At 69.3% G+C, this 22,261-nt stretch carries 16 protein-coding genes; 9 read left to right on the plus strand and 7 right to left on the minus strand.

All coding sequences use genetic code 11. From position 1 onward, the window contains the following. Positions 1 to 24: 24 nt before the first annotated feature. The 5 genes from WMF43_RS23925 to WMF43_RS23945 form a co-directional block, all read right to left on the minus strand. A complete protein-coding gene (locus tag WMF43_RS23925; RefSeq protein ID WP_437683444.1) occupies positions 25 to 606 on the minus strand; it encodes a hypothetical protein in 582 nt (193 codons plus the stop codon). Positions 607 to 658: 52 nt separating this feature from the next. Next, complete coding sequence (locus WMF43_RS23930) at positions 659 to 2,077, minus strand: hypothetical protein (protein ID WP_437683445.1); 1,419 nt, start codon at positions 2,075 to 2,077, stop codon at positions 659 to 661. Then, positions 2,064 to 3,317 (minus strand): glutathionylspermidine synthase family protein, encoded by a 1,254-nt coding sequence (locus WMF43_RS23935; RefSeq protein ID WP_437683446.1) that lies wholly within the window; start codon positions 3,315 to 3,317, stop codon positions 2,064 to 2,066. Before WMF43_RS23935 ends, WMF43_RS23930 begins: the two co-directional genes overlap by 14 nt. Before the next feature lie 81 nt (positions 3,318 to 3,398). Then, entirely contained in the window at positions 3,399 to 3,821 is a 423-nt protein-coding gene (locus tag WMF43_RS23940; RefSeq protein WP_437683447.1) for a hypothetical protein, read from the minus strand. A gap of 50 nt (positions 3,822 to 3,871) precedes the next feature. Beyond that, the gene (locus WMF43_RS23945) at positions 3,872 to 5,845 is read right to left on the minus strand and encodes a hypothetical protein (protein WP_437683448.1); all 1,974 of its coding nucleotides are present in this window, start codon (positions 5,843 to 5,845) and stop codon (positions 3,872 to 3,874) included. A gap of 103 nt (positions 5,846 to 5,948) precedes the next feature. Here WMF43_RS23945 and WMF43_RS23950 point away from each other — a divergent pair, with 103 nt between their 5' ends. Next, on the plus strand, positions 5,949 to 7,610 hold the full coding sequence (locus WMF43_RS23950) for a hypothetical protein (protein WP_437683449.1): 1,662 nt from the start codon (positions 5,949 to 5,951) through the stop codon (positions 7,608 to 7,610). 388 nt (positions 7,611 to 7,998) lie between these two features. On the opposite strand, the gene WMF43_RS23955 is transcribed toward WMF43_RS23950, so the two are convergent. Then, on the minus strand, positions 7,999 to 10,515 hold the full coding sequence (locus WMF43_RS23955) for an FG-GAP-like repeat-containing protein (RefSeq protein WP_437683450.1): 2,517 nt from the start codon (positions 10,513 to 10,515) through the stop codon (positions 7,999 to 8,001). Positions 10,516 to 12,151: 1,636 nt separating this feature from the next. Here WMF43_RS23955 and WMF43_RS23960 point away from each other — a divergent pair. The 6 genes from WMF43_RS23960 (at position 12,152) to WMF43_RS23985 (ending at position 18,346) form a co-directional block, all read left to right on the plus strand. Beyond that, positions 12,152 to 13,264 carry a fatty acid desaturase gene (locus tag WMF43_RS23960; RefSeq protein WP_437683451.1) on the plus strand — a complete coding sequence of 371 codons (1,113 nt, stop codon included), beginning with the start codon at positions 12,152 to 12,154 and terminating at the stop codon, positions 13,262 to 13,264. Next, complete coding sequence (locus WMF43_RS23965; protein WP_437683452.1) at positions 13,261 to 13,947, plus strand: N-acyl amino acid synthase FeeM domain-containing protein; 687 nt, start codon at positions 13,261 to 13,263, stop codon at positions 13,945 to 13,947. The genes WMF43_RS23960 and WMF43_RS23965 overlap by 4 nt, the downstream gene beginning before the upstream one ends. A gap of 61 nt (positions 13,948 to 14,008) precedes the next feature. Continuing rightward, a complete protein-coding gene (locus tag WMF43_RS23970; protein ID WP_437683453.1) occupies positions 14,009 to 15,853 on the plus strand; it encodes an aspartate aminotransferase family protein in 1,845 nt (614 codons plus the stop codon). A gap of 370 nt (positions 15,854 to 16,223) precedes the next feature. Then, positions 16,224 to 17,285 carry a fatty acid desaturase family protein gene (locus WMF43_RS23975; RefSeq protein WP_437683454.1) on the plus strand — a complete coding sequence of 354 codons (1,062 nt, stop codon included), beginning with the start codon at positions 16,224 to 16,226 and terminating at the stop codon, positions 17,283 to 17,285. Between the two features lies 1 nt (position 17,286). Continuing rightward, complete coding sequence (locus tag WMF43_RS23980) at positions 17,287 to 17,742, plus strand: hypothetical protein (protein ID WP_437683455.1); 456 nt, start codon at positions 17,287 to 17,289, stop codon at positions 17,740 to 17,742. Between the two features lie 106 nt (positions 17,743 to 17,848). Continuing rightward, positions 17,849 to 18,346: a hypothetical protein gene (locus tag WMF43_RS23985; protein WP_437683456.1), complete on the plus strand. Its 498-nt coding sequence runs from the start codon at positions 17,849 to 17,851 to the stop codon at positions 18,344 to 18,346. Positions 18,347 to 18,370: 24 nt separating this feature from the next. On the opposite strand, the gene WMF43_RS23990 is transcribed toward WMF43_RS23985, so the two are convergent. Then, entirely contained in the window at positions 18,371 to 20,017 is a 1,647-nt protein-coding gene (locus WMF43_RS23990) for a M20 family peptidase (RefSeq protein ID WP_437683457.1), read from the minus strand. Between the two features lie 260 nt (positions 20,018 to 20,277). Here WMF43_RS23990 and WMF43_RS23995 point away from each other — a divergent pair, with 260 nt between their 5' ends. Beyond that, positions 20,278 to 21,435 carry a sensor histidine kinase gene (locus WMF43_RS23995; RefSeq protein ID WP_437683458.1) on the plus strand — a complete coding sequence of 386 codons (1,158 nt, stop codon included), beginning with the start codon at positions 20,278 to 20,280 and terminating at the stop codon, positions 21,433 to 21,435. Further along, entirely contained in the window at positions 21,432 to 22,088 is a 657-nt protein-coding gene (locus tag WMF43_RS24000; protein ID WP_437683459.1) for a response regulator, read from the plus strand. The genes WMF43_RS23995 and WMF43_RS24000 overlap by 4 nt, the downstream gene beginning before the upstream one ends. Positions 22,089 to 22,261 lie beyond the last annotated feature (173 nt).

The raw sequence follows: 22,261 nt of genomic DNA on the forward strand, positions 1-22,261 counted from the left end.
TATCCGAAGCGGGTGACCGCCGCTCTAAGAGAGGAGCTTTAGATAGGCGTAGCCCTCGTCGGCGAGGTCCAGCGAGGAGAGCCCGTCCTCGTCGGTGCCCGGGACGAGGTAGACCGCGTCGGCCTTGACCGTGGCGAAGCTCAGCGCCGGGATGGCGGCGAGCAGCTTACCGAAGGTCTGGCGCGTGAAGTACTCGCGTTCGGGCATGTCGCAGCGCTCGCCCAGGAGTTCGTCGCTGGCGCTCCCCTCTCCGAGGAGGAAGATCAGCGAGGCGATCACGAACTGCTTCTCGCTGGAGATGCGGTGCAGATCGTCCGCGACCGCGTCGATCTCTTCTGGCTCGGTGGCCATGCTGCCCTCGATCTCGCTGCACCAGGTCTCGAACTGGCGCTCGGCGTCCCGGCCGCGGATGAGGTCCCAGAAGCCCCGCTCGAAGGAGGCCATGCCCTCGTTCAGGACGCTGGTCAGGTTCTTGTAAAAGGCCCGCTTCTCGACGAGCGAGACCTCGGAGGGCGACGCCGTGATGATCCGGTGCAGCCGGGCCCGCAGGGTGTCCCCCGGATAGGTCTTGAGCACCACCTGGATGGCAAAGAAGGTGTATCCCATGATGACTCCTGTGAGGCCCGGGGGTCCTCGAGAGCGCGGCGCGCGCCCTCCCCTAGCCGCCGAACGAGACCCCGCGCCCGAAGGAGCCGCTCCGCCCCCCCGTGTACGAGGGGGCGCTCGGGTGGTAGCTGGAGCTCAAAGAAACGCGCCCGAAGCCGCTGGGCTTCTGCTTGCCGACCCCGCTCACGGCTCCGCCCACCGCGCGGCTGGAGAAGACCGTGGGCCGGAGCTTGGGGGCGAAGTCCGCGCCCCGCGACACCGGGCGCGCCGGGGGCATCGCGGACGCGCTGCGCGGGGTGCTGTACCAGCCGTAGTTACCCCAGAAGGCCGGGTGCGAGAGGTACGAGCCGCCGTAGAAGAAGATCAGCGGCGTGCCCGTATGCACCGGGGGCGCGACCGCGGAGCTCTGGATCGGCGCAGCGCGGGGCCCGCTCGCCAGGGCCGCCAGGTCCTCGTCCTCGGAGGAGGCACGGCTGAAGTCGCGCAAGGACAAGAGCTTGGTGTCCACGCCCGCCGCCTGGTACGCGACGATGTCCTCGTTGAGGTCGTCGGCCTCCTGGAGCTCGGGCCCGGCCTGGTCGTTGATGTAGAGGACGTGCTTGACGCCCAGGGCCTTCAGGCGCTCGGCGCTCGGCAGCTTGGCGACGTAGCGGTTGTCGAAGGTGTTCGGATCGTCGGTGTAGGGGTTGAGACGCTGGCTGTCCACGACGAAGAGCGGGGGCGCGGGGCGCTGACGCACGGAGGCCGACTCCGCCAGCAGCGGGGCATAGAAGAGGGCCGCGCCGAGGACCAGGTGCGAGGGGACCACGCCGGCCGGGTGGGGCCAGTTGTCGAACAGGAAGACCGGCTCGAAGAGCTCGGCGAGCCCGGCCGTGAACGCGACCGCCTGAGGTCCGGGCAGGTCGACGACCAGGGCGATATCGCGCGGCGAAGAGGCCTCCTGGAAGAGGGAGAGCAGGGCGCGGGCCTTGTCGAAGGCCGTCTCCATCTCGGGCGTGTCGACGGGGCGCACCTGGGTGAGCAGGGCGGCGTTGTTCGGGTCGGTGATCGCCTGGAACAAGGTCGGCACGTAATATGGCGTCAGCTCGGCCTGGGTGGGGGCGAGCCCGGACGAGAGCGACCGCAGCGCCATCCCGTCGGGGGGCTGGCCGCGCGCGTCGTGGCTCACCGCGCCCGGGAAGTGGAGGACCTTGCCCATGGCGCCCACGTCCCAGCCCTCCTCGCGCTGGAGCTCGAGGGCGTCGACGGCGCTCTGCATCTCGAGGTCGTCGCGGCCTCCGACGCTGCAGACGAGGCTGGCCAGGAGCCCGGCGCTCAGCACGCCTCCGCCGATCCAGAGCATGGACTTGAGGGCGTTGCGCCGGCTGAAGGGGTCGGGATCGGCCTCCAGCTCGTCCTGCCACCAGCGAGCCCCGGTCAGGGCCGGCGTGTTGATGAAGGCCTTGCGCGAGAAGGGCTTACCTTGGCTCATGGTCCCCCGGGAGCAGCAGGGCGGGAGCGCACTGCGCATGGGTGTCGGTGCGGCCCGCCTGCTGCCGGACGAAGAGGCCGCTGGCCTGGCCCGCGATGAGGTAGACGCCGTAGTTCGTGGACTCGCCGGGGCGCTCGCCCTGGGCCTCGAAGTAGTGCTGGGCCACCCAGCGCGTCGGGATGGCCAGGCGCAGCGCCGCCTCCCAGTCGCTCGGGGAGGTGTCCCTGCCGATCACCACCTCCTCGCCCTCGCAGCCATAGTCGGATTTCAACACCCAACGATCCTTCTCGCGCCGCAATTCGTCCAGGGGGGCCGCCTCCAGGCGCGCCGTGTACGGGAGGTAGCGGGCGAGGTTGGCCTGGGTGTGAGCGGGGAGGCGGTCTCTCTCCTCCCAGAGGAGGGCGAGGGCGCGCTTGTTCTGGGTGAGCACGGCGCCGAAGGGGTTCACGACCGCGGCTTGGCCGCGCAGGCTGGCGCTGAGGAGCACGTCGAGCGCGCGGGCCAGCGGGGCCTCGTCGGGGTAGCCCGGGTCGGAGGCCCAGATTGGCAGGCGTTCGCCCCACCAGTCGGTCTTGTAGTGACGGACGAAGACGTCGCAGGGCTCCCCGAAGAGCCCGGCGCGCCCGCCAGGCAAGGCCTGGAGGTTGTAGGGCGAGCCGGTGCTCACCTCCCAGCCCTGGTCCACGAACCAGCGCTGATAGAGCGAGACGAGGGAGAGATCCTCGGTCATCTCGGTGGGGTACAGGATACCCACGCGGCGCGGGGCGTGTCCGGTGTCGCGCTCCGTGAGCTGCGCGACGAGCTGACAGAAGCGGGTTCCGAGGTCCTCGTTGAGGTCCACGTGGCCGGGGTGGTCCGCGTGGGCGAGCGCCCCGCCGAGGACCGCCTCGGCCTGGCCGCTCGGGGTGTCGCTGTTGAGCTCACAGACCTGGGGGCCCTGGGCGGTGAGGAAGACGTCGGCGCGGGCGATGCCGTGCCAGCGGGGCGCGGCGCTGATCCACATGAGCCGCTGGAAAGGGCTGAGGGCGAGGCGGTCGAGGAGGGCTGGCTCCACGGCGCAGCGCATGGCGAGCTGGTGGTGGGCCTCGGTGACGGCCTCCGCCGCAGCGTACAGGGCGTCGCGCTGGGCCGGCGAGAGCAGCACCGGGGCCTGGCGAAAGCGCGGTGCGCCGTCGACCCAGGGGTCGGTGAGGATGCCGGTCCCGGTGAGGCGGCGCGCGTAGTCTTCGTAGCCGCTCACGTCCCGCTCCGGGGGGCGATGCGGCGCGGGTGCAAGAGGTTCATGAGATCCCCGTCCTTCGCCGAACGCTGCGCCCTGAGACTAACGCGCCTCGGGGCGAAACATGGCGTGCCAGCGGCACCGGACACGGTCTGCCGGGGTAGTTGAGCTTACCTCCGGCATCGGACACGGTCTGCCGGGGTAGCTGAGCTTGCCTCCGGCACCGGTCACGGTCTGGTCGGGGTAGCTGAGCTTGCCTCCGGCACCGGTCACGGTCTGGTCGGGGTAGCTGAGCTTGCCTCCGGCACCGGTCACGGTCTGGTCGGGGTAGCTGAGCTTGCCTCCGGCACCGGTCACGGTCTGGCCGGAGTAGCTGAGCTTGCCCCGGGCACCGGAAACGGTCTGGTCGGGGTAGTTGAGCTTGCCCCGGGCACCGGAAACGGTCTGGTCGGGGTAGTTGAGCTTGCCCCGGGCACCGGAAACGGTCTGGTCGGGGTAGTTGAGCTTGCCTCCGGCACCGGACACGGTCCACCCGGGCAGTGGAGGTCCTCTGCCCGGCTGGCGCTGAGCCCGTCCTACCCTCGCCGGCGGCCGCGCCGCGCGAGCGCGAGGCCGGCGATCGCCCCGGCCAGCGCGGCGACGCCGCTCCCCGGCGGGGCCGCGCCGCCGGCGCTGCACCCGAGCGCCGCCGGCGCCCCGTCGTTCGACACGTCACCGGCAACGTCGGAGGCGGGCTCCTCGCCCGACAGCACCGGCAGGGCGTCGGGCTCGTGGAGGCTCCCCAGCGCCACATCGAGCGCCTCGTCGGCAGCCAGCCCGGCGGCGAGCTCCTCGCGGCCGCCGGGCTCCACCACCTCAGCATCATGCCACGCCTCGCCCGGCGCCGCGATGCGCGAGCCGCCGCCCGCCGCGCTCGCCACCTGGAACAGCGTGTTGCCGAGGATCACGTGGAAGCTGCCGTCGAGCCAGCGCCCGTGCCCGAGATCGCTGCTGATCGCCTCGGGCTCCGCGCCCGGGCGGCCGATGTACCGCTTCCCCCCGTTGAGGAACAGCACCTCTCCGGCGTCGCTGATGCCGTCATGGCCGATCCGGAGCTTCTGCTGGTCGAACAGGCTCGACGTCGCGAACGCGCTGAGCTGGTGCTGCCCGCCGTCCGGGGTCCGCAGCCACACCTGGTTCACGGCCCCGTCGCTCCGCAGGAAGCCCGCGTACCCCGCGTGCAGGAGCAGCCCCGCGGACGTCGCGGTGATCGAGTTGCCCAGGAACACCTCCTGTCCACCCGCCGTGTAGAGGTAACTCGAGCTCACGTTCCCGTTCCACCATCGGCCGGCCACGTTCGTCCCGTCGGTGATCGGCCGCTGCAGGTTGCCCGCGTGGTTCCCGATACGACCCACGCCCAGCCGGCGGATCCAGGGCTCCTCGTACGAGCCGTAATAGACATCGCCGGACGCCGAGATGTCGGCCTGGAACGGCGACGTGCTCCCCGGCCGGTTCCAGATGGAGGTGTTGATGCCCGTCGACACCCGGTGCACGTACCCGTTGTCCTCGCTGTTCTTGGTCCACACGAGCAGGTCGCCGTTCACCGCGTCCAGCCTGCCGTCCGCCACGATCCTGCGCCATGTCCCGTCATGCCACGTGAAGATGCGGCCCGTCCCCGACTGGATCACGGCGCCCGACGGCGTGAGCGCTCCGTAGGTCGGGACGCTCCCGGGGGGATCCGGCAGGATCGTCGAGACCCACGTGATCTGCTGTGTGGCGCGGTCGGCCACGCCGATCCGCTGAAAGCGATCGTGGAACAGGATCCGGGTCGCGTCGACGTCGAGGATGAGGCCCGGCACGGTCGCCACGGCGGTGAGCTTCGGGCTCGACTCGGCGTAGAGGGGTCCGACCCGTTCACTGAACTCGGGACCCACGCTGAGCCTGCCATAGATGAGGGCGTTGAGCACCTCACCTGGCTGGACCGCGCGATTGAGGGGGATCCTGAGGTAGAGCGTCCCTGAGGTGGCGTCCGCCGGGCGAGTGAAGCATCCGTCCCCCAGGGAACGCGTCTGGCTGTAGACGGTGGCGCAAGCGCGCTCGCACGGGTAAGGCGCTGTCCCGACGCACTCCAGGTAGATGTCCGCGGTCCCGGAGACGACGCTGTGCGGGCGCGGGCTCGTCATCCGCAAGAGCGGAGGCGCGTACCGGTGCACGGTCCTCTCCACCGTCGCCACGTCGCCGAGCAGGTTGTACGCGCGCATCGTCAGAAGATGGGGGCCATCGGCGAGGCCGCTGATGTCGAAGCTCCCCTCGAAGTGGCCGATGTCCACTGGCGCGAGCTCGGCCGTCACGCCCCCGATCTCCGCCTCGACCAGGTAGATCCCGTCAGGCGAGGCTGCGCCGACGCGCAGGAGGAACGTGTCGTGGGTGGTGGACACCTCGGAGTCGCCTTCGGGGTAGCTGTTCGTCATCGTGATGTCGCCGATGGATACCTGGGCCCAAGCAGCCTCGGCCGCGAGCAGCACGACGGATCCGAGGGCGAAGCGGATCAAGTTACGAAGATCTTTCATGGAGTCCTCCTGCTGGTTGCCGCTTGGATGCGCGCCCATTCCGCCGCATTCACGGCGCTGGCAGGGGGCGCCGCGCGCTCCGCGAGAGACCGCCTTCCGCCTGGTGTTCCTCGGCTCGCTCGACGCCGTGACGCCCTCCGGCTGGACCGCGGTGCTCTTCCGCCGCGATCCGGCGACCTCCTTGACGGTGCGCGGCGCTGCATGGGAGCGTCCGGTATGCAATCCGAAGCGCCTCTTCCCGGGGCGCGCTGCGCGCAGCGCGCCCCCGAGCCCGGGCGATCCTGCTGCGATGGATCACCTCGACGGGCTTCGAGGAGCGTTCATGCCGGCGCCGGCCGATAGCCACCCTTCTTCCGCCTCGCCCCCCTCGAGGTCCAACGCCGGGTGCCTAGGCGCCGTGGGCGGCGTCTGCGTCGCGTTCGCGGTGGTCGTGCACCGGCATGCCGAGCTCCGCGCGTCCGTGCTCGAGGCGGGCCTGATCCTCGCCCTCCTCTGCGTCGCCGCCGCGGCCCGCAACCCGGGGCTGCGCGGCGTCCTCCCGCTCGGCGCCTTCCCCCTCGCGTACCTCCTGGTCAAGGGGACCCAGTCTGCGCTGAAACGTCCCGTCATCGACTACATCGAGTCCGGACGGGGTGATTGGATCGTGCTCCTCCTCCTCGGGGTCATCGTGCTGTCCGCCCTCCCCGGCGCCGTCGGTGCGTTGCTGTTCATGGCCCTCGGGAGGCCCATGGCCCGCGTGCCGTGGCGTGCCCTCCACCCGGTGAGCCTGGCCGTCCTCGCGCTGACCACGGCGCTCGTCGCCGTCTCGACCCGTCGCGCCCTGCACAAGACCGATCCGGAGCGGTACGTCGCGTCTCTTCCGAGCATCGGCGTCATCCCGCCCGTCGCAGGGGAGCCCTCGATGATCGAGGAGGGCTCGCCGATCCCGCCTGGACCGCCCTTCGAGACGCGCATCTACGACATGACCGTCGGCCCGCTCGGCATACGCCGGTTGTGCCCCGGCATCGTCGGCAGGTGCCTCCTCGAGGTGAAACATGCCGGGCAGCCCTTCGACGTCGGCCTCGTACAGTGGCTCTCTCGGGAGAGCTCCTATCCGATCTTCGACCGCGATCCGTGCGGCCCTTCACTCCACCGTTCCTGCATGTGGACCGACCTCGGCGCGACGGTCGTCTTGCGCGAAGCGTCCTTCGTCGATCCCGATGGATCGTTCCGTAATCCCGGCCCCGAGCTCAGGGAGCTGTTCGTGTTCGATGGCGCCATGTACAACAGCCCTCACGACGACGACGCGGGCACAGCCGCCCTCGAGCAGCCGTCGCTCGAGGAGACCGCCGCGAGCATGCGCGCCCTCGCGGACGAGATCAGCGCCCCGAGGCGCTGGATCGCCGTCGCGGCCGGCGGTGTGCTCCTCGCCGCTGCGCTGCTCGGCTACCGCCGCCGCGTCCGTCGCGCGCTCGCGCGGATCGCGAGCGCGAGGATCGCGGTGCTCGAGCAGAACGGCTGGCTCGCCTTCGAGGACGGCTCGCCTCCCGTGCGCGCCGGGGACCGCGGCCTGCCGGTCGGACCGGTCCTGGTCCTCGGGCCGAGCTCCGAAGGCGCTTACCGGGGAGGGGCTGTGGTCGAAGGCGAGATCATCGCCGGAGCGCAGGACGAGCACCTCGCGCGAGGGCGCGCGCGGATCGCGCAGGTCGACGTCATCGTCTTCTTCGTGGCGGTGCTCACGCCGCTACCCCTCCTGACGGCTGCGGCCACCCTGAACCTCTGGTAACGCCCCTCCCCGCGCCGCCGCGCGTGCTGATACCCTCCGTCCCCGGAGGCCACCGTGACGCCGAGCGCCCTCGCGAAGAAGCTCCAGATCAAGCCCAATCACCGCATCCTCCTCCTCGACGCCCCCGACGGCTACGCGGGGTCGCTCGATCCGCTGCCGGACGGCGCCTCCGTCGCGACCGCCGCGCGCGGCAGCTTCGATGGGGTGCACCTGTTCGTGCGGCAGGCCCGAGATCTCGAGAAGAAGGGGCTCAAGGCGCTCGCCGCCGTGGTAGGCCGGCGCGGGATCACCGCACGAAGCACCGCTTCACCGAGAAGGCCCGCGAGGGCCTTCTCGACGCCGCGGAGCGCCGGCGCGAGCTCGGGGAAGCGGCGCCGGAGCACGCACCTCACTGGCGCGGCAGCAGGCCCTGCGTCTGCCAGCTCGCGTCGATGGTGTGGGTCGGCGGCTCTCCGGCGTGTGAAGCGCCGTTCATCAGCCAGATCGCGCCGAGCCCATCGGTGCGCCGCCAGAGGAGGTCGGAGCGACCATCTTGGTTGAAATCGGACACGCCCTGGACTTGCCACTCCAGACCAGGATTGGAGCCGGGGATGTTCTGCCACGTCGGGTAGCCCGCGCCCCAATCGGAGCCGCTGAACCAGATCGCCAGCGCGCCGTCGACGTACCGCCACAGGAGGTCGGATTTGCCGTCTCCGTTGAAATCACCCACCCCCTGGATCGTCCAGGTCAAGCCTGGGTTCTGCCCGCCAGGATAGAACTCCCCGGTGTAGATGCTGCCGACCATGAGCCAGACGGACACCTGCCCGTTGTCGTGGCGCCACGCGATGTCCCCGTACCCATCGCCGTTGAAGTCGCCCACGGCCTTGACCTGCCAGTCCGGTCCGACGACGCCGCCCTGATTGCGCCAGCTCGGCGTCGCATGGTAGCCGACGTCGCCCGCGGCCTTCGGCCGGAGCCACATCTCGAGGCTGCCGTCCGGGAGGCGCCACAGGACGTCGGACGCTCTGTCGCCGTCGAAGTCGGCGATGCCCTGGAGCGCGGTGCCCGGCGCCACGTAGCCCGGGTTGAGCTCGTCGACGATGAGCCCATCCTGGAGGAAAGAGATAACGACCCTGCCTGACGTCACCTGCGTTTCCTCCCAGAGGATGTCGCTGTCGCCATCCCCGTCGAAATCGCCCGTGCCCAGCACCCGAGCGTTCGGCGGAATGGCGTCGGTGTCGGTCTGGCCCGAGATCACCCCGTTCTCCATGTGCACGATCCGCACCTCCCGGGCGGCGTTCCGCAGGAGGATGTCCGTGGTCTGGGACCGCGCAAGCGGCGCGGTGCCGCCCGAGGAGATCCGCCCATCGGCCTTCACCCGCACGTCGCACTTGCCGTCGCGATCGAAGTCGCCGAAGTCGAGCTCCGACGCGCCCAGCGTGGACGCGTTCAGGTACCGGTAGCCGTTGAAGCCGTTCACCGCGCCGCCGACGGAGTACCACCAGTTCGCGCCGTCCGCCGAGAAGGTGTCGTTGTTCCCGTCGCCGTCGAAGTCGCAGATGCTGCCGAAGCCCGTCATCCGGGCGCCGAAGGTGTTGTCCCAGTGGTCGAGGCCGCCGTATCCCGGGACCGAGTCCGATTGCGCCATCGCGGCGCCCCGGTCCCAGAAGAAGTGCCCCCACTCGTCGGTATGCGCGAACGCGTTGCGGGTCACCTCCATTCCATCGGTGGGCGACCCGCGCAGCAAGATCCCGAGGCCCGCCGTGTAGTGGATCGCGTTGTAGCGGACATCCATGTACTGGCCGGCGATGCCGCAGTAGCCGTCGGCGCCCCAGCAATCGTCCTGGCCGTGCATGTCGATCTGGTGCGTCTGGACGTCGATCCCGAAGATGACCTCGTGCTGGCCGCCGCCGGATCCCACGAAGTTGCGGTAGGCGAAGTACCCGGTCCCGTGCTCGCCGTCGCCCGCGATGGCGTGGCGGTTGTTGTTGAACATGTTCCTCTCGATCAGCGCGTACGCCCCATCGCCCACCTCCACGCCGTACCCCTCGCCGATCCGCTGGTTGTCGTGGATCGCGTTGTCGTGGATGCGCACGGCGCCCACGCCGTTGTTCTTGGAGATCCGCTCCCGGAGGTCCTTCACGACCAGGGCAGCGACGTGCCAGCCGGAGAGATCGCTATTGTCGATCTCGACGTTGAGGCTCGAGTTGACGGAGATCCCGACGGAGCTGGGGCTGCTCTCCTCGGCGACGGACTGGTCGGCCCCCTGCAGCCGGATCCCGCTGATCCGCACGTTGTCGGTGTCCAGGTAATCGCCGATCACGAAGAGCCGGCTGGGGTACGTCGTCGTGAACAGGAGCGGGCCGGGGTCCTTCGCGGTGCGCCCGCCGAGGATCTGCACGCCCGGATAGAGGTGGATGTTCTCTCGATGGCTCAGATCGAGGCTGACGTGGTTCTGGATGTGGACCACGGCGTTCGTGCTCTCCTCGCTGCTGATCGCCTGGACGAACGTGGCCACCTGGTCGCTCGACGTGATCGTGACGTTGATCCGCCCGTGCTCGTCCTTCGGGAGCAGGACCTTCACCGGGACGCTCCAGGATCTGGATGCGCCGCCGAGGCGGACCGTCAGCGTCCACGTGCCGTTGGCCTTCGGCGTGATGACCTGCGAGCCCGTCGCCGCGACCGTGCCGGGTACGCCCGTGATCTTCTTCGTGGCCGAGGGGCAGCCCGTCACGCTCCAGCGCAGCGTCGTGCTCTGCCCCAGCGTGACGGTGGACGGCGACGCAGAGAACGACGCTCTCACCTGCTGGAGGCAGGGCGATGGCTCCTGTTCCCCCGGCGGGTCGTCGTCGATCGCCAGCGCGGGCGTCGACCAGGTGAGCGCCGCGGCGCCCGCGAGCTGGAGGAGCGTCGCTGTACCCAGCAATGCCGAACGTGAGATGACCGTGTTGCCTGCGCAACGCATGAGATGTGACATGTTCCCTCGCTGTACGCTACGGAGCCGCTTCAGCCATGCCGGCCACGACCGGAAGGCCGGCGTGCCGCAGAGCAACCGTCGTACCCAGCCGCTCGCTCGCGTAGATCGGCCGATCAAGCGCAGATCCAGACGGTTCCGGGGTGCTCCTGATGAGCGAGGAGTTGCCCACTGAGCGAACTCTCGCGCAATCGAGCGCGTGGCGGCGCCCATGGGGTATCCGGATGGCGATGGCGTCGTACTCGATGGCTCCGTAAAGCATCTCCACGTCGTCGCGCACGACCTCGTAGAGCGTCGTCCTCTCGGGACGACGGCGCTCGTAGACGACGCTCGTAGAGCGAGCCGCGCTGGCCACAGAGCGCCGAGACCACACGCCGCAGGCCGGGCGGCGGCCAAGCGCTGAACCTCGCGCGCTCCTTCGAGCGCGTCGAGCGCGTCCCTCCCGATCAGGGCCGGCTGTCCGCCGGTCGACCGCAGCTCACAAGACGCGAGCTCGTAACAATCTCGAAACAATACGACATGGTCGCAATGTTCTCGCCACCTACCTCATCGACGAAGCCACGCCTTCCTGCGTGATGGCCCACCTGCCCACACACCCCGACCGAGCCATTCAGGGGTCGATCGCCTGGAGCGCCCAGCGCCCGAGACTTCGTATGGAAGTGCCGAGCACGGCCGAGCGAGGCGAGCGAATTCATCCATTTGCACGGGTCGGATGGGCCGTAAGCAACACCGGATCAGCACCAGATCAGCAGATGGAGAGGGAACCGCGCTTCGCATGACCTCGCAACTCTTCAGCCACGCAGAACGCCAGCGCGAGCGCATCCGACGCAGCCGCGCAACACACGGCAGAATTCGAGCCTGGCTGCATCCAGACGGCCGCTGCCCCTAACGCACACACGGGGTCGACACAGGGCCAGATCATTCGCACCCCGCTAAAACCAAACAATACTTAACATTGCTTTACAAAGCTCGACCGGTTCACCGAATACGCTGCTCTGGCGGGCCGACGATCCAATACGAATCGACGATTCCCCGATTCGCTGCCCAGTTCGCTGCCCGATTCGCCGCCCAATTCGCTGATCGACACCCGCAGCAACAATTTGACGCTTGTTATTGTCTCGATGTGGTCTAGATTGCGGCTCTCGTGAGCGCCACGGCGCCGCATGTCGTTCGAAGCTGGGGCCATGTGCTTCGCCAGTTTTCGCAACAGACGCATTGAGACGAGGATCCGGGGGGATCGGCGGGGTAACTGGCACATGCGTTGCTGACGTTGGAGCTGAGGCTGAAGCAGAGGCTGAAGCTGACGACATGACGCGCGCGACGGCGCAGCCCGCACGACCTGGAATGGAGAGGGCCGCGGCGTCGTTCCCGGCCGATCCCCGACGACCGATGTGAGGCCCCGTGAGAGCGGGTCCCACGAGCGGGGGCCGGCGTGGCGCCGGCTCGTCGCGGCGATCGCCCGGATACGGTTCAACCAAACGACGTGAAGGCGGTTTTACGAGATGAAACTTGCTAAGTCGCATGAGCGCTTCATTGCTCGCAGGGGATGGCTGCCTGAGCGCGCCTTCCTCGCGATGGGCCGGGGCCTATGAGCTCGCCTGAACTCGTGGCATCGGCGAGGCTGACGTCGGCCGAGCGTCCGTCGGACGCGCCGGCCGAGGTCCAGGCCTCGCCTCCCGGCGCGGCGACCGCGGCGTCGCGGTCTTACAAGGCGCTGATCCCCGCGCGGCTGAACCTGCTGCTCGCGGCGCTCTTCGGCGTCTCGCAGGCGTATTTTCTGGTGCTGTATCCGCTGGGACTCCTCGCCGAGCCCTCGGCGGCGATCGCCGCGCTGGTCGTCTCGGTGGCCCTCTCTTACCCCTCCTGGGTGCTCATTCACGAGGGCATCCACAACATGCTCCACCCGGCCCGCGACACCAACGACCGGGTGTCGCGGCTGCTCAGCGTCCTCCACGGGTCGCCGTTCGCGGTCCTCAGGCTCGTCCACCTCCTGCACCACAGGTACAATCGCGTGGAGGACTACGCGGAGGCCTACGACCCGGCGCGGACATCGTGGCTCAAGGCGGCGGTCCACCACTACTACACCGTGCTGGCAGGGCGGTACTGGAGCGAGGTCCTCGCGTGCCTCATCGTCTGGCTGCCGCAGGGCCGGCGCGACCGGGTCATCCGCGACATGATCGGCGACGGTGAGATGGGCAAGCGGATCCAGTCCACGCTCTCGCGGAAGGACACCCTCGGGGAGGCGCGCACCGACGCCGCGCTGAGCCTCGCGCTGCTCGCCGCGTCGTTCTGGCTCTACCGGCACGACGTGTGGGTGCTGGTCGCGGCGCTGTCGGGCCGAGCGCTCCTCGTGTCCTTCTTCGACGACGCCTACCACTACGGCACGGCGCGCAACCTCCCGGAGGCGCCGCAGCCCGCCCGCAACCACGAGCTCGGCCCGTCGTGGCTCGTGCTCCACTTCAACCACCACGGGCTGCATCATCGTTATCCCAGCCTGCCCTGGAGGTCCTTGCCGGCGAAGGCCCGCGAAGAGGGGCTCGTCTTCGACGGCGGCTTCGTGGCGTCGGCGCTCCGGCAGCTGCGCGGGCCGATCCCGCTCGCCGATCTGCCAGCGTCCGCTCCCCCGGCCGCGAGCCAGGCGGGGAGCGTAAGCCGCGCAAAAGATTCAAAGGGTTCAGCAGCAACAGAGGAGAGAACATGAAATCCGAGCGTCTCACGGTCAACGAAATCACGGTGCGCGAAATCAACTCCGAAGCGGGCATGCGCGACGTCATCACGCTGCGCGACCGCGTGTACGTCGACGACCAGGGGCGCCTGAACTCGGTCGACGACACGAAGGAGACGTTCGACAAGTACGACGAGTACGGGACCTATTTCGTCGCCTACAGCGACGCGATCCCCATCGGGGCGGTCAAGATCATCCGCGACTCGGCGCTCGGGCTGCCGTGCGAGTCGACCGCGAAGCTGACCGTGAACCTGGACGAGTACCGCGCCAAGGGGGCTCGCCTGGTCGAGTTCGGCCACCTCGTGAGCGCGCCGGAGGTCCGTTCGCAGGGGGTGGGCATGCAGCTCATGCGCCACGGGCTGCTCCACAGCATCACCAAGCTGAGGGCGACCCACATCCTGGGCGACTTCTTCGCCGACGCGAGCGGGAACTTCCAGCACTTCTACACCCACGTGGGCTTCGAGCCGATCTGCGAGCCGTACCAGGACGTGCGGTTCGCGGGGAGCCCGCTGAGCGTCGTGGGCATGGTGGCGATCGAGACCGCGTTCAAGCTCTGGCGCGAGGGCTCGGAGAGCCAGAGGAAGCTGCTCCACTTCTTCTTCTCCGACCTCGACCGACGCCCGGCGCCGCCTCCGACGCTGAGCGCCGAAGCGCGGTGACCCGCGCGTCGCATCGAGGGGGCACGCTGGCTGGCAGCATCATCGGGAAGGGCGAATGAACATGAGCGACTCCAGAGACTCCTTGGCGTACAGGCAGCTCGTCAAACCGCGGCTGGCGGAGAGCCTCGCGACGATGGGCCTGGACGTGATCTACCACCGGGCGAAGGGGGATTACGTCTACTTGCGCGACCAGTCCGGCGAGGAGGTCGAGGTCCTGGACGTGGTCGGAGGCAACGGCTCGTTGCTCTTCGGGCACAACCATCCGCGGGTGATCGCCGACCTGCGGGAGGCCCTCGCGGACGGGATGGTCGTGCATGCGCAGCTCTCGATCCGGCGAGAGGCGGGGCTGCTCGCCGAGACGCTGGTGAAGGTCGCTCGTCGAGACTCCGGCATCGACGAGGGCTTCGTCGTGCACTTCGCCAACAGCGGGGCCGAGGCGATCGAGTGCGCGCTGAAGCACGCGGAGGTGACCCGGATGTCGAAGCTCCTGGCCGCGTGGGACGCGCTGCGCCCGGAGCTCGAGGAGGTGCAGCGCGCGGCGCGGGCGGGAGAGATCTCCATGCCCGAAGGCCAGCTCGAGCACGCGTCGATCGCGTCGAAGTTCGGCCGCGTGAGGAGCCTCGAGGAGCTCGCGGGCCGCGTGCTCGCCCACAACCAGGCGCAGCTGACGAGGCGCCCGATCTTCGTCGGCCTGGAGCACGCGTTCCACGGCAGGCTGGTGGCGAGCGTCCAGCTCACTTACGCCGCCCGCCCGCCGTACCGCAACCTCGGCCTGAACACGAGGTTCCTCCCCCTGAACGACCTCGACGCCCTCGAGGCGCTGAAGGGCGAGCTCTCCCGCGAGGAGAGCCTGGACCTCTACGGGCTCAAGGTCGAGGGCGGGGCGGTGAGCCTGTACAAGCGCAGCCTGTCCGCCGTCGCCGGGGTCCTGGTCGAGCCCATCCAGGGCGAGGCGGGCGTCCTCGAGGTGTCGTCCGAGTTCGGCGCGGCCCTGCGGCGGTTCTGCGACGAGCAGGGGTGCCCGCTGATCCTCGACGAGATCCAGAGCGGCATGGGGCGCACCGGCCGCTTCTTCGCGGCCAGCTGCATCGGCCTCAAGGGGGATTACTACGTCCTCGGCAAGTCGCTCGGCGCCGGCGTCGCGAAGATCACCGCGGTCATGTTCCGCGCCTCGCTGTACCAGCAGGACTTCGCCCTGCACCACAGCTCGACGTTCGCCGAGGACGACCTGTCGTGCCGGGCGGCGCGCACCGCCCTCGAGATCCTGGAGGAGAACGGCGGCGCGACGTACCGGCACATCGAGGCCACCGGGCGGCGGCTGCGGGCGGTGTTCGACAGGATCCACACGTCGTATCCGGATCTCACGAAGGAGGTGCGCGGGCGAGGGCTGTTCCTCGCGCTGGAGTTCTTCCCGCCGCTCGAGTCGGGCTCGCCGCTCCTCAGGACCCTGGCCCAGTTCAAGCTCTTCGGGTACCTGCTCTCGGGGTACCTGCTGAAGACGCACCGGATCCGCGTGGCGCCGACGGGGAGCGCGACCAACCTCCTCCGGTTCCATCCGTCGATCCACCTCGACGACCGGGCCATCGAGTCCATCGATGTCGCGCTGCGGCGGCTTTGTGACATACTGCGGCACGACGACGTCTTTCACCTGATCTTCCCGCTCACGAACTCCACACGTCCCATCCCGCGCACCGAGGTCCGCGACTTCCGGCCCGCGCGAGGTGCATCGCCGAAGGACGGCCCGGCGGCGTCGCCGGGCCTCCTGGGAAGTCAGATGAGCCTGGAGGGGTTCAGGAAGGCAGAGCCGTCGCTCGCCGATCTCACGGACCAGGAGGTGGGAGCGTTCCTGTCGCGCCTCCTGGAGATCGGGCGCAGGGTCGGCTCGCTCCAGCACCGGCAGGTCTGACGCGCGGGGTTCGATGAGCGCCTGAGGCGCTCCCCCGAGCCTCGTTCTGCGCCCGGCGCGCGCCGGCAGAGAGCGCGCTCCGGGCGACGTGGGACGCCTCTTTGGCGCCCCGGTCGCGGCGGTCCATCCGGCGTGGCCGGAGGGGTACATCAGCTCGGCTCGTAGCGAGCTGAGCGGCTGATCCGGAGCTCATGTCCTCGCTCGCGAGGATGCTCGGACAGCCCTGTTGTTTAACGGCTGCGCGGCGCTCGCCGGGCAGACGAGAAGGTCTTTTTTTTGCACATGGCCGCGGATCACATCGGGTGTTTGCGACAACCGGAAGCGTGGGCCGCGGCGAAGCGCAACGAATCTCGACGAAACGGAGACTCCCTTGATCATCGCAAATGACATCGACTCTTCGAGCCTGGATGAAGCCGGAAAGCAGCCCGGGGTCGCCTCGCGCGGCCACGCGAGCCCCATCGACAAGGAGCTGCTCCGCGTCGACCCGTGGGTGATGACGACGAAGGTGGCGGTCTTCTTGGGGCTGCTCGCGGCCGGCTACGCCGGGATCCTCTCGGGGCACATCGCCGGGAGCGTCCTCGGGACGCTGCTCGTCGGCGCGATGTTCGCGCACGGGGTGGAGCTCACCCACCAGTTCCTCCACGGCACCGGCTTCCGGAACCGCACCGCCAACCGCGTGGCGGGCTTTCTGTGCGCGCTCCCCATGTTCGTGTCGCACTCGCACTACAAGACCCTGCACCTGGCGCACCACCGGAACCTGGGGACGCCGGCCAACAAGGAGTTCTTCAACTACGGAGAGGTCAAGGGGAAGCACCCCCTCGTGGTGCTCGCCCGGTCCTTCTCGCTGGCCCGGTACCTCGGCGTCGCCAAGAACATCCTCGGCGCGTTGACCGGCAAGACGCCGGACGGCGCCGTGAACGAGCGGGAGAGCCGGGCGATCCGCTTCGAGTACCTCGCGATGCTCGCGGTCATCGTCGCCGCGATCGCGTTCACCGCGGTGACGCGCAGCGATCTCGTCCTCCGCCTCTGGGTCCTCCCGCTGCTCCTCGTGGCCGAGCCCGTCCACTTCTGGGTCGAGCTGCCGGAGCACTTCGGATGCGACGTGGACAAGCGGAGCGTGCTCGTCAACACGCGGACGATCCAGGGCAGCTGGCTGTCGTTCTGGTTCACGAACGGGAACAACTTCCACGTCGAGCACCACCTCTACCCGCGCGTCGCGATCGACAAGCTCCCGCGCGTGCACGCGACGCTCCGGCACGACATCCGGTTCTACAACCGGAGCTACTGGTCGTTCCTGCGGACCGTCTTCTCGCGTGAGGTCCTCCCCTCGGATCCCATCGAGGCGCCCATCAGCGCGCCCATCGACGCGATCAACGGCGGGCTCATCGCGCGGGCGTCGGCGCCGTCCCTCAACGTGTCGGAAGGGTCGTGACATGAGCTCGAAGAAGGGCGGGCGCCCCTTCCTCATGGGCGTCCTGGCGGGCACGATTTACGGGCTCTGGGCGGTGTATGCGAACTGGGGGCACGATCTCCTCCACGTGGCTCGCGCGGCCTCCGCGCAGTTCGCGCTGAGCTTCTGCTCCACGTCGTTCCTCACGCTGGTGATCGAGCTCATCCTGCGGAGGGGCAGGAGCGTGCCGAACCTGGTCTTCGCGGCGACCGGCCCGCACGCCGCGATGGTCACGCTGTTCACGACGGTGCACTGGCTGTCCGGCACGCCCAACGTGCTGAAGACGATCACCCCGTCGGCCCTGATCGGCCTGCTCTTCAGCATCGCTTACGTGCTCAAGCGGAGCCACGGGCCGCGCGAGGAGCGCGGGCCCGCGCCCGCCGCCGCGGCTCGGGGCTTCGTGGAGCCGCCGGCTCACGAGGTTGCGCGCGGGTCCTGATGCGCGCTAAGGGAGCGCGATGAAGAGCCGATTGCTTGCCGGGATCGCGGCGCTCGGGGTAGCCTCGACGCCGCTGTCCTGCGCATCGACACGAACGGAGAACGCAATGACGCTTCCGAACCAGCGCGCCGAGAGCACGTCGGCGCGCCCCGAGCAGCACCCCGAGTTCGAGCGGATGGTGGCCGACTTCTTCCGGAGCGTCTCCTTCGAGGAAGGAGAGAAGCCGAACTACAAGCACATCCACGAGCTGTTCATCGAGGGCGGGAAGCTCATCAAGAACAGCCTGGATACGCCCGAGATCAGCAGCGTCGACGAGTTCATCGACTCTCGCCAGAAGTCCGTGGACGCGGGGGACTTGACCTCCTTCCGGGAGATCGAGCGCGCCGCGATCACCGAGGTGTTCGGGAACATCGCGCACCGGCTCTCGACGTACGAGAAGCGCGGGAGGCTGAAGGGGAAGCAGTTCGAGGGGCGGGGCGTCATCTCGACGCAGTTCATCAAGACGCCGTCCGGCTGGAGGATGAGCTCGATGGCCTGGGACGACGAGCGGCCGGGGCTGACCCTCCCCGACCGCTACGAGTACGAGAAGGCCAGCGCGCCCTGACCGCGGCGAGGAGGCGCGCCCTGCTCAGGGCGCGTCGGCGTTCTTGATGAGCTGCGCGTAGAAGCGCACCACCTCGGCGAAGTTCTTGACGGAGATGCGCTCGTTGGTGCCGTGGAAGCGCGCGCGGTCCTCATCCAGGAGGCGCGTGGGGCAGAAGCGGTACACGCCGTCGGCGATGCGCTGGTAATGCGCGGAGTCGGTGCCGCCGAGCACGAGCGACGGCGCGACGATGGCGTCGGGGAAGATCTGGCGGATGGTCTTCTCGATCGACGTGTAACCGAAGCTCGTGACGCTGCTGACGGGAGAGGGCTCCTTGCCCTTGCCTCCCCCGAGGATCTGCACCTTGACGCGCGGGTCGGCCACGGTGCGCTCGACGTGCTCGATGACCGATTGAACGGTGTCGCCCGGGCGGATGCGGAAGTTGACGACGGCCCGGACGCGCTTCGGCAGCACGTTGTCCTTGATGCCGCCGTCCAGCATGGTCGGGGCCGTGGTCGTGCGGATCATGGCCGCGGTGGCGGGGTTTCCGGCCAGCGAGCGCGTCGCGACGGGCTCGAGCAGCCAGAGGTTGGAGAGGATGAGGCGGTTCGGGAGGAGCGGCATCTCCGGAGCGAGGGTCTCGAAGAGCTGCCGCGCCGGGCCGTCGAGGCTGGCGGGGATCGGGTTGTTCTCGAGGCGATCGAGGGCCCTGGCGAGCAGGCCCACGCTGGTCGGGCGCGGGGGGACCGAGGAGTGGCCGCCCTCGGTCTCGACGACGAGCTCGAGGCTCACATAACCCTTCTCCGCGAGCCCGATGAGGCTCACGGGCCTCGCGATCCCCTTGATGATGCCCTGGGTGATGAACATGCCCTCATCGAGGGCGTAATCGAGGCGGACGCCGCGCGACGCGAGGAGCTCGACGATGGCGGAAGCCCCCTTCTGGCCGCCCAGCTCCTCGTCGTGGCCGAAGGCGAGGTAGACGGTGCGGGAGGGCGCGTGCCCCTGGTTCAGCAGGGCCTCGACCGCCTCCAGGATACCGACGACCCCGTTCTTGAAATCGATGCTTCCCCTGCCCCACACGTAGCCGCCGTCGATCGTCCCCTCGTAAGGCGGCTTGTGCCAGTCGCCCTCGGTGCCGGGCTCGACGGGGACGACGTCCTGATGCGCCATGAGGAGGATCGGGCGCTTGCCGGCGTCCTTGCCCTTCCACGTGTAGAGGAGGCTGTACCCGCCGACGACCTCGCGCGTGAGCGTCTGGTGGGTCTTCGGGAACATCTCCTCCAGCGCCTTGTGCAGGCCGAGGAACGCGGCGCCGTTCGCCTCCTCGCCGCCCGAGGGCGCATTCTGGGCATCGAGCGACGTGACGGGCTGCTCGGAGATGGTCTTGAAGGTGATGGCGCGCGCGAGGTGCTCGGCCGCCTTCGCCTCGTCCACCGGGACGCCTTCGGCCGCCTCGACCACGACCTGATGGCTCCTCGTGGTGAGCGCTTTCACGAACAGGAGGAGCAGCAAGAGGACCACGCCAAGGCCGATGAACCGGAGGACACGACCCACGACGCCGCGGCGCTTCGACGGCCTGTCGGCCCTCGCCGAGAGCGACGACGGGCCTTTGCGGGCGCCCGCTTCCCCCGCGGAGCTGCCCTCGTCCGATGCCCCGCCGTCACGCTGATGATTGTTTGCCACCTCGCTCATGCGGCGCATCCTCGCCGATCCGAGCGCCCGAAAGCGAGAGCGTTGCGCGAGAGAAGATGACAGCAGACGGCAATGGCGCCGCCTGCCCCCCGATGTGTCACATGTACATACATATTCCCACTCGCACAAAACTTGGCCTTCGGATCACGTTTAGATTGTCTACCGCCCCCGGCGGGGTGCGAATGAGGCGGCGTATCCGCTCTTCCAGGCGACGATGGGGCGTCGCGGCCTAGGCGCTGTCCGACGACCCTGGTACGTTCATGAGTCCGGTGCGAGAGTCCTTGCGATCCGTGTGGTCCGAGCCACGAGCACCACACTCACCTCGACGCACGCGAACGGACTGGGTGATCTTGGCGGCGTTCGCCGTCATCGGGTGCCTCGAGGCCGCCTTCCGCTCCGATCTGCCGTGGCGCGCCGCTTCGCTGTTCATCGGCGTCGGGCTCCTGCCGACGCTGCTCTGGCGGAGAACCAGGCCGCTGCTGATGGTCGTGATCGCGTTTGGCCTCGTCACGGCGAAGAACATCGCGGCCCTGGTCGCGGGCAGCGGGTCGCCAGGGCTCCATGCGATGGCGTATCTGCTGCTGCTCCCCTATTCGCTGTTCCGGTGGGGCACGGGGCGTGAAGCGACGATCGGGGCGCTCATCCTCGCGGCCGCGGCGTCGGTCGGTATGATCTCCACGCAGGCCAAGCCCGGCGACATCGTCGGGGGCTTCGCCGTCGTGCTCTCCAGCATGGCGCTCGGCGCGGCCGTGCGTTATCGGGATCGCGTGCGCCTGCGGGAGCTCGATGAAGCCAAGCTGGCCGAGCGAGAGCGCCTCGCCCGCGACCTGCACGACACCGTCGCCCACCACGTGTCGGCGATCGCGATCCGCGCGCAGGCTGGCCTGGCCGCCGCGTCGGCGCGCCCCGAGGCGCCCGTGGACGCGCTCCGCGTGATCGCGGACGAGGCCTCTCGCGCGCTCGGGGAGATGCGCACGATGGTTCGGATCCTGCGGCGCGACGAGCCGGCCGGGCTCGCTCCGAGCCCGCGGGTCTCCGACATCGAGCGCCTCGCAGGCGCATCCGCCGCAGGACCTTCCGTCGAGGTCAAGCTGACCGGGAGCTTCGATGACGTGCCGTCGTCGGTCTCCGCCGCGATCTTCCGTCTCGCGCAGGAGGCGATCACCAACGCTCGCCGGCACGCGCGCCACGCGACCCGGATTGACGTCGACGTCACGGCCGACGGCGCCTCCGTACGTTTGCGGGTCACCGACGATGGTCACGTGGTCCGCGCTCGTCATCCGGCGTCGAGGGGATACGGGTTGGTCGGCATGATCGAGCGGGCGGAGCTGCTCGGCGGCACGTGCCACGCGGGCCCGGGCCCGGAGCGTGGCTGGACGGTGACGGCTGTGCTGCCCCGGAATGGACGGTCCACATGAGCATTCGCGTCATCATCGCCGACGACCAGGAGATCGTCCGTACCGGGCTCGGCATGATCCTCGACGCCCAGCCCGACATCGAGGTCGTGGGCGTCGCCGCCGACGGGCACCGGGCCGTGGAGCTGGCGCTCGCCCTCCGCCCCGACGTGTGCCTGTTCGACATCCGCATGCCCGGCATCGACGGCATCGAGGCCACGCGACGGCTCGCGGGCCCGACGGTCGACCGTCCGCACGCGGTCGTCGTGATCACCACCTTCGACCACGACGACTACGTGTATGGCGCCCTCAAGGCCGGCGCCCGCGGATTCTTGCTGAAAGACGCCGGTCCTGAGCTGCTCGCGCAGGCCATCCGCGCCGCCGCCAGGGGCGACGCCCTGATCGCTCCGAGCATCACCGTCCGCCTCCTCTCCGCGTTCGCCGCCTCTCGACCGAGCCTGCCGCGAGCGCAACCCGGCGAGGCCCTCACCGCCCGCGAGGAAGAGGTCCTCCTCAAGGTGGCCCGCGGGCGAACCAACGCCGAGATCGCGGACGAGCTCCACATCAGCCTCAGCACCGTCAAGGCCCACATCGCCAGCCTCATGACCAAGCTCGGCGCGCGCAACCGGGTCGAGATCGCCATCTGGGCCTACGAGACCGCTCGCGTTCGGGACTGACCCATCGGGCGGGTGCCAGGAGGTGCACCTGGCCGAAAGTACGATCTCCCCATCGGACTCCTGGTCGACCCAGATCTGGCCTCTGTGCCAATTGTGACGTGGCTGGGGCGGTGGCTACGTTCGCGTCATGATGAACAAACGCACCGCGATTTCCTCCGCGAGGCGAGGCTGGC

This window comes from Sorangium sp. So ce131, assembly GCF_051519095.1.
Lineage (GTDB): Bacteria > Myxococcota_A > Polyangia > Polyangiales > Polyangiaceae > Sorangium.

Bases quoted from the DNA above. Each gene is read 5' to 3' on its own strand.
- WMF43_RS23925 (WP_437683444.1), bottom strand. From the start codon at position 606: ATGGGATACACCTTCTTTGCCATCCAGGTGGTGCTCAAGACCTATCCG.
- WMF43_RS23930 (WP_437683445.1), bottom strand. From the start codon at position 2,077: ATGAGCCAAGGTAAGCCCTTCTCGCGCAAGGCCTTCATCAACACGCCG.
- WMF43_RS23945 (WP_437683448.1), bottom strand. From the start codon at position 5,845: ATGAAAGATCTTCGTAACTTGATCCGCTTCGCCCTCGGATCCGTCGTG.
- WMF43_RS23960 (WP_437683451.1), top strand. From the start codon at position 12,152: ATGAGCTCGCCTGAACTCGTGGCATCGGCGAGGCTGACGTCGGCCGAG.
- WMF43_RS23965 (WP_437683452.1), top strand. From the start codon at position 13,261: ATGAAATCCGAGCGTCTCACGGTCAACGAAATCACGGTGCGCGAAATC.
- WMF43_RS23970 (WP_437683453.1), top strand. From the start codon at position 14,009: ATGAGCGACTCCAGAGACTCCTTGGCGTACAGGCAGCTCGTCAAACCG.
- WMF43_RS23980 (WP_437683455.1), top strand. From the start codon at position 17,287: ATGAGCTCGAAGAAGGGCGGGCGCCCCTTCCTCATGGGCGTCCTGGCG.
- WMF43_RS23985 (WP_437683456.1), top strand. From the start codon at position 17,849: ATGACGCTTCCGAACCAGCGCGCCGAGAGCACGTCGGCGCGCCCCGAG.
- WMF43_RS23990 (WP_437683457.1), bottom strand. From the start codon at position 20,017: ATGAGCGAGGTGGCAAACAATCATCAGCGTGACGGCGGGGCATCGGAC.
- WMF43_RS23995 (WP_437683458.1), top strand. From the start codon at position 20,278: ATGAGTCCGGTGCGAGAGTCCTTGCGATCCGTGTGGTCCGAGCCACGA.
- WMF43_RS24000 (WP_437683459.1), top strand. From the start codon at position 21,432: ATGAGCATTCGCGTCATCATCGCCGACGACCAGGAGATCGTCCGTACC.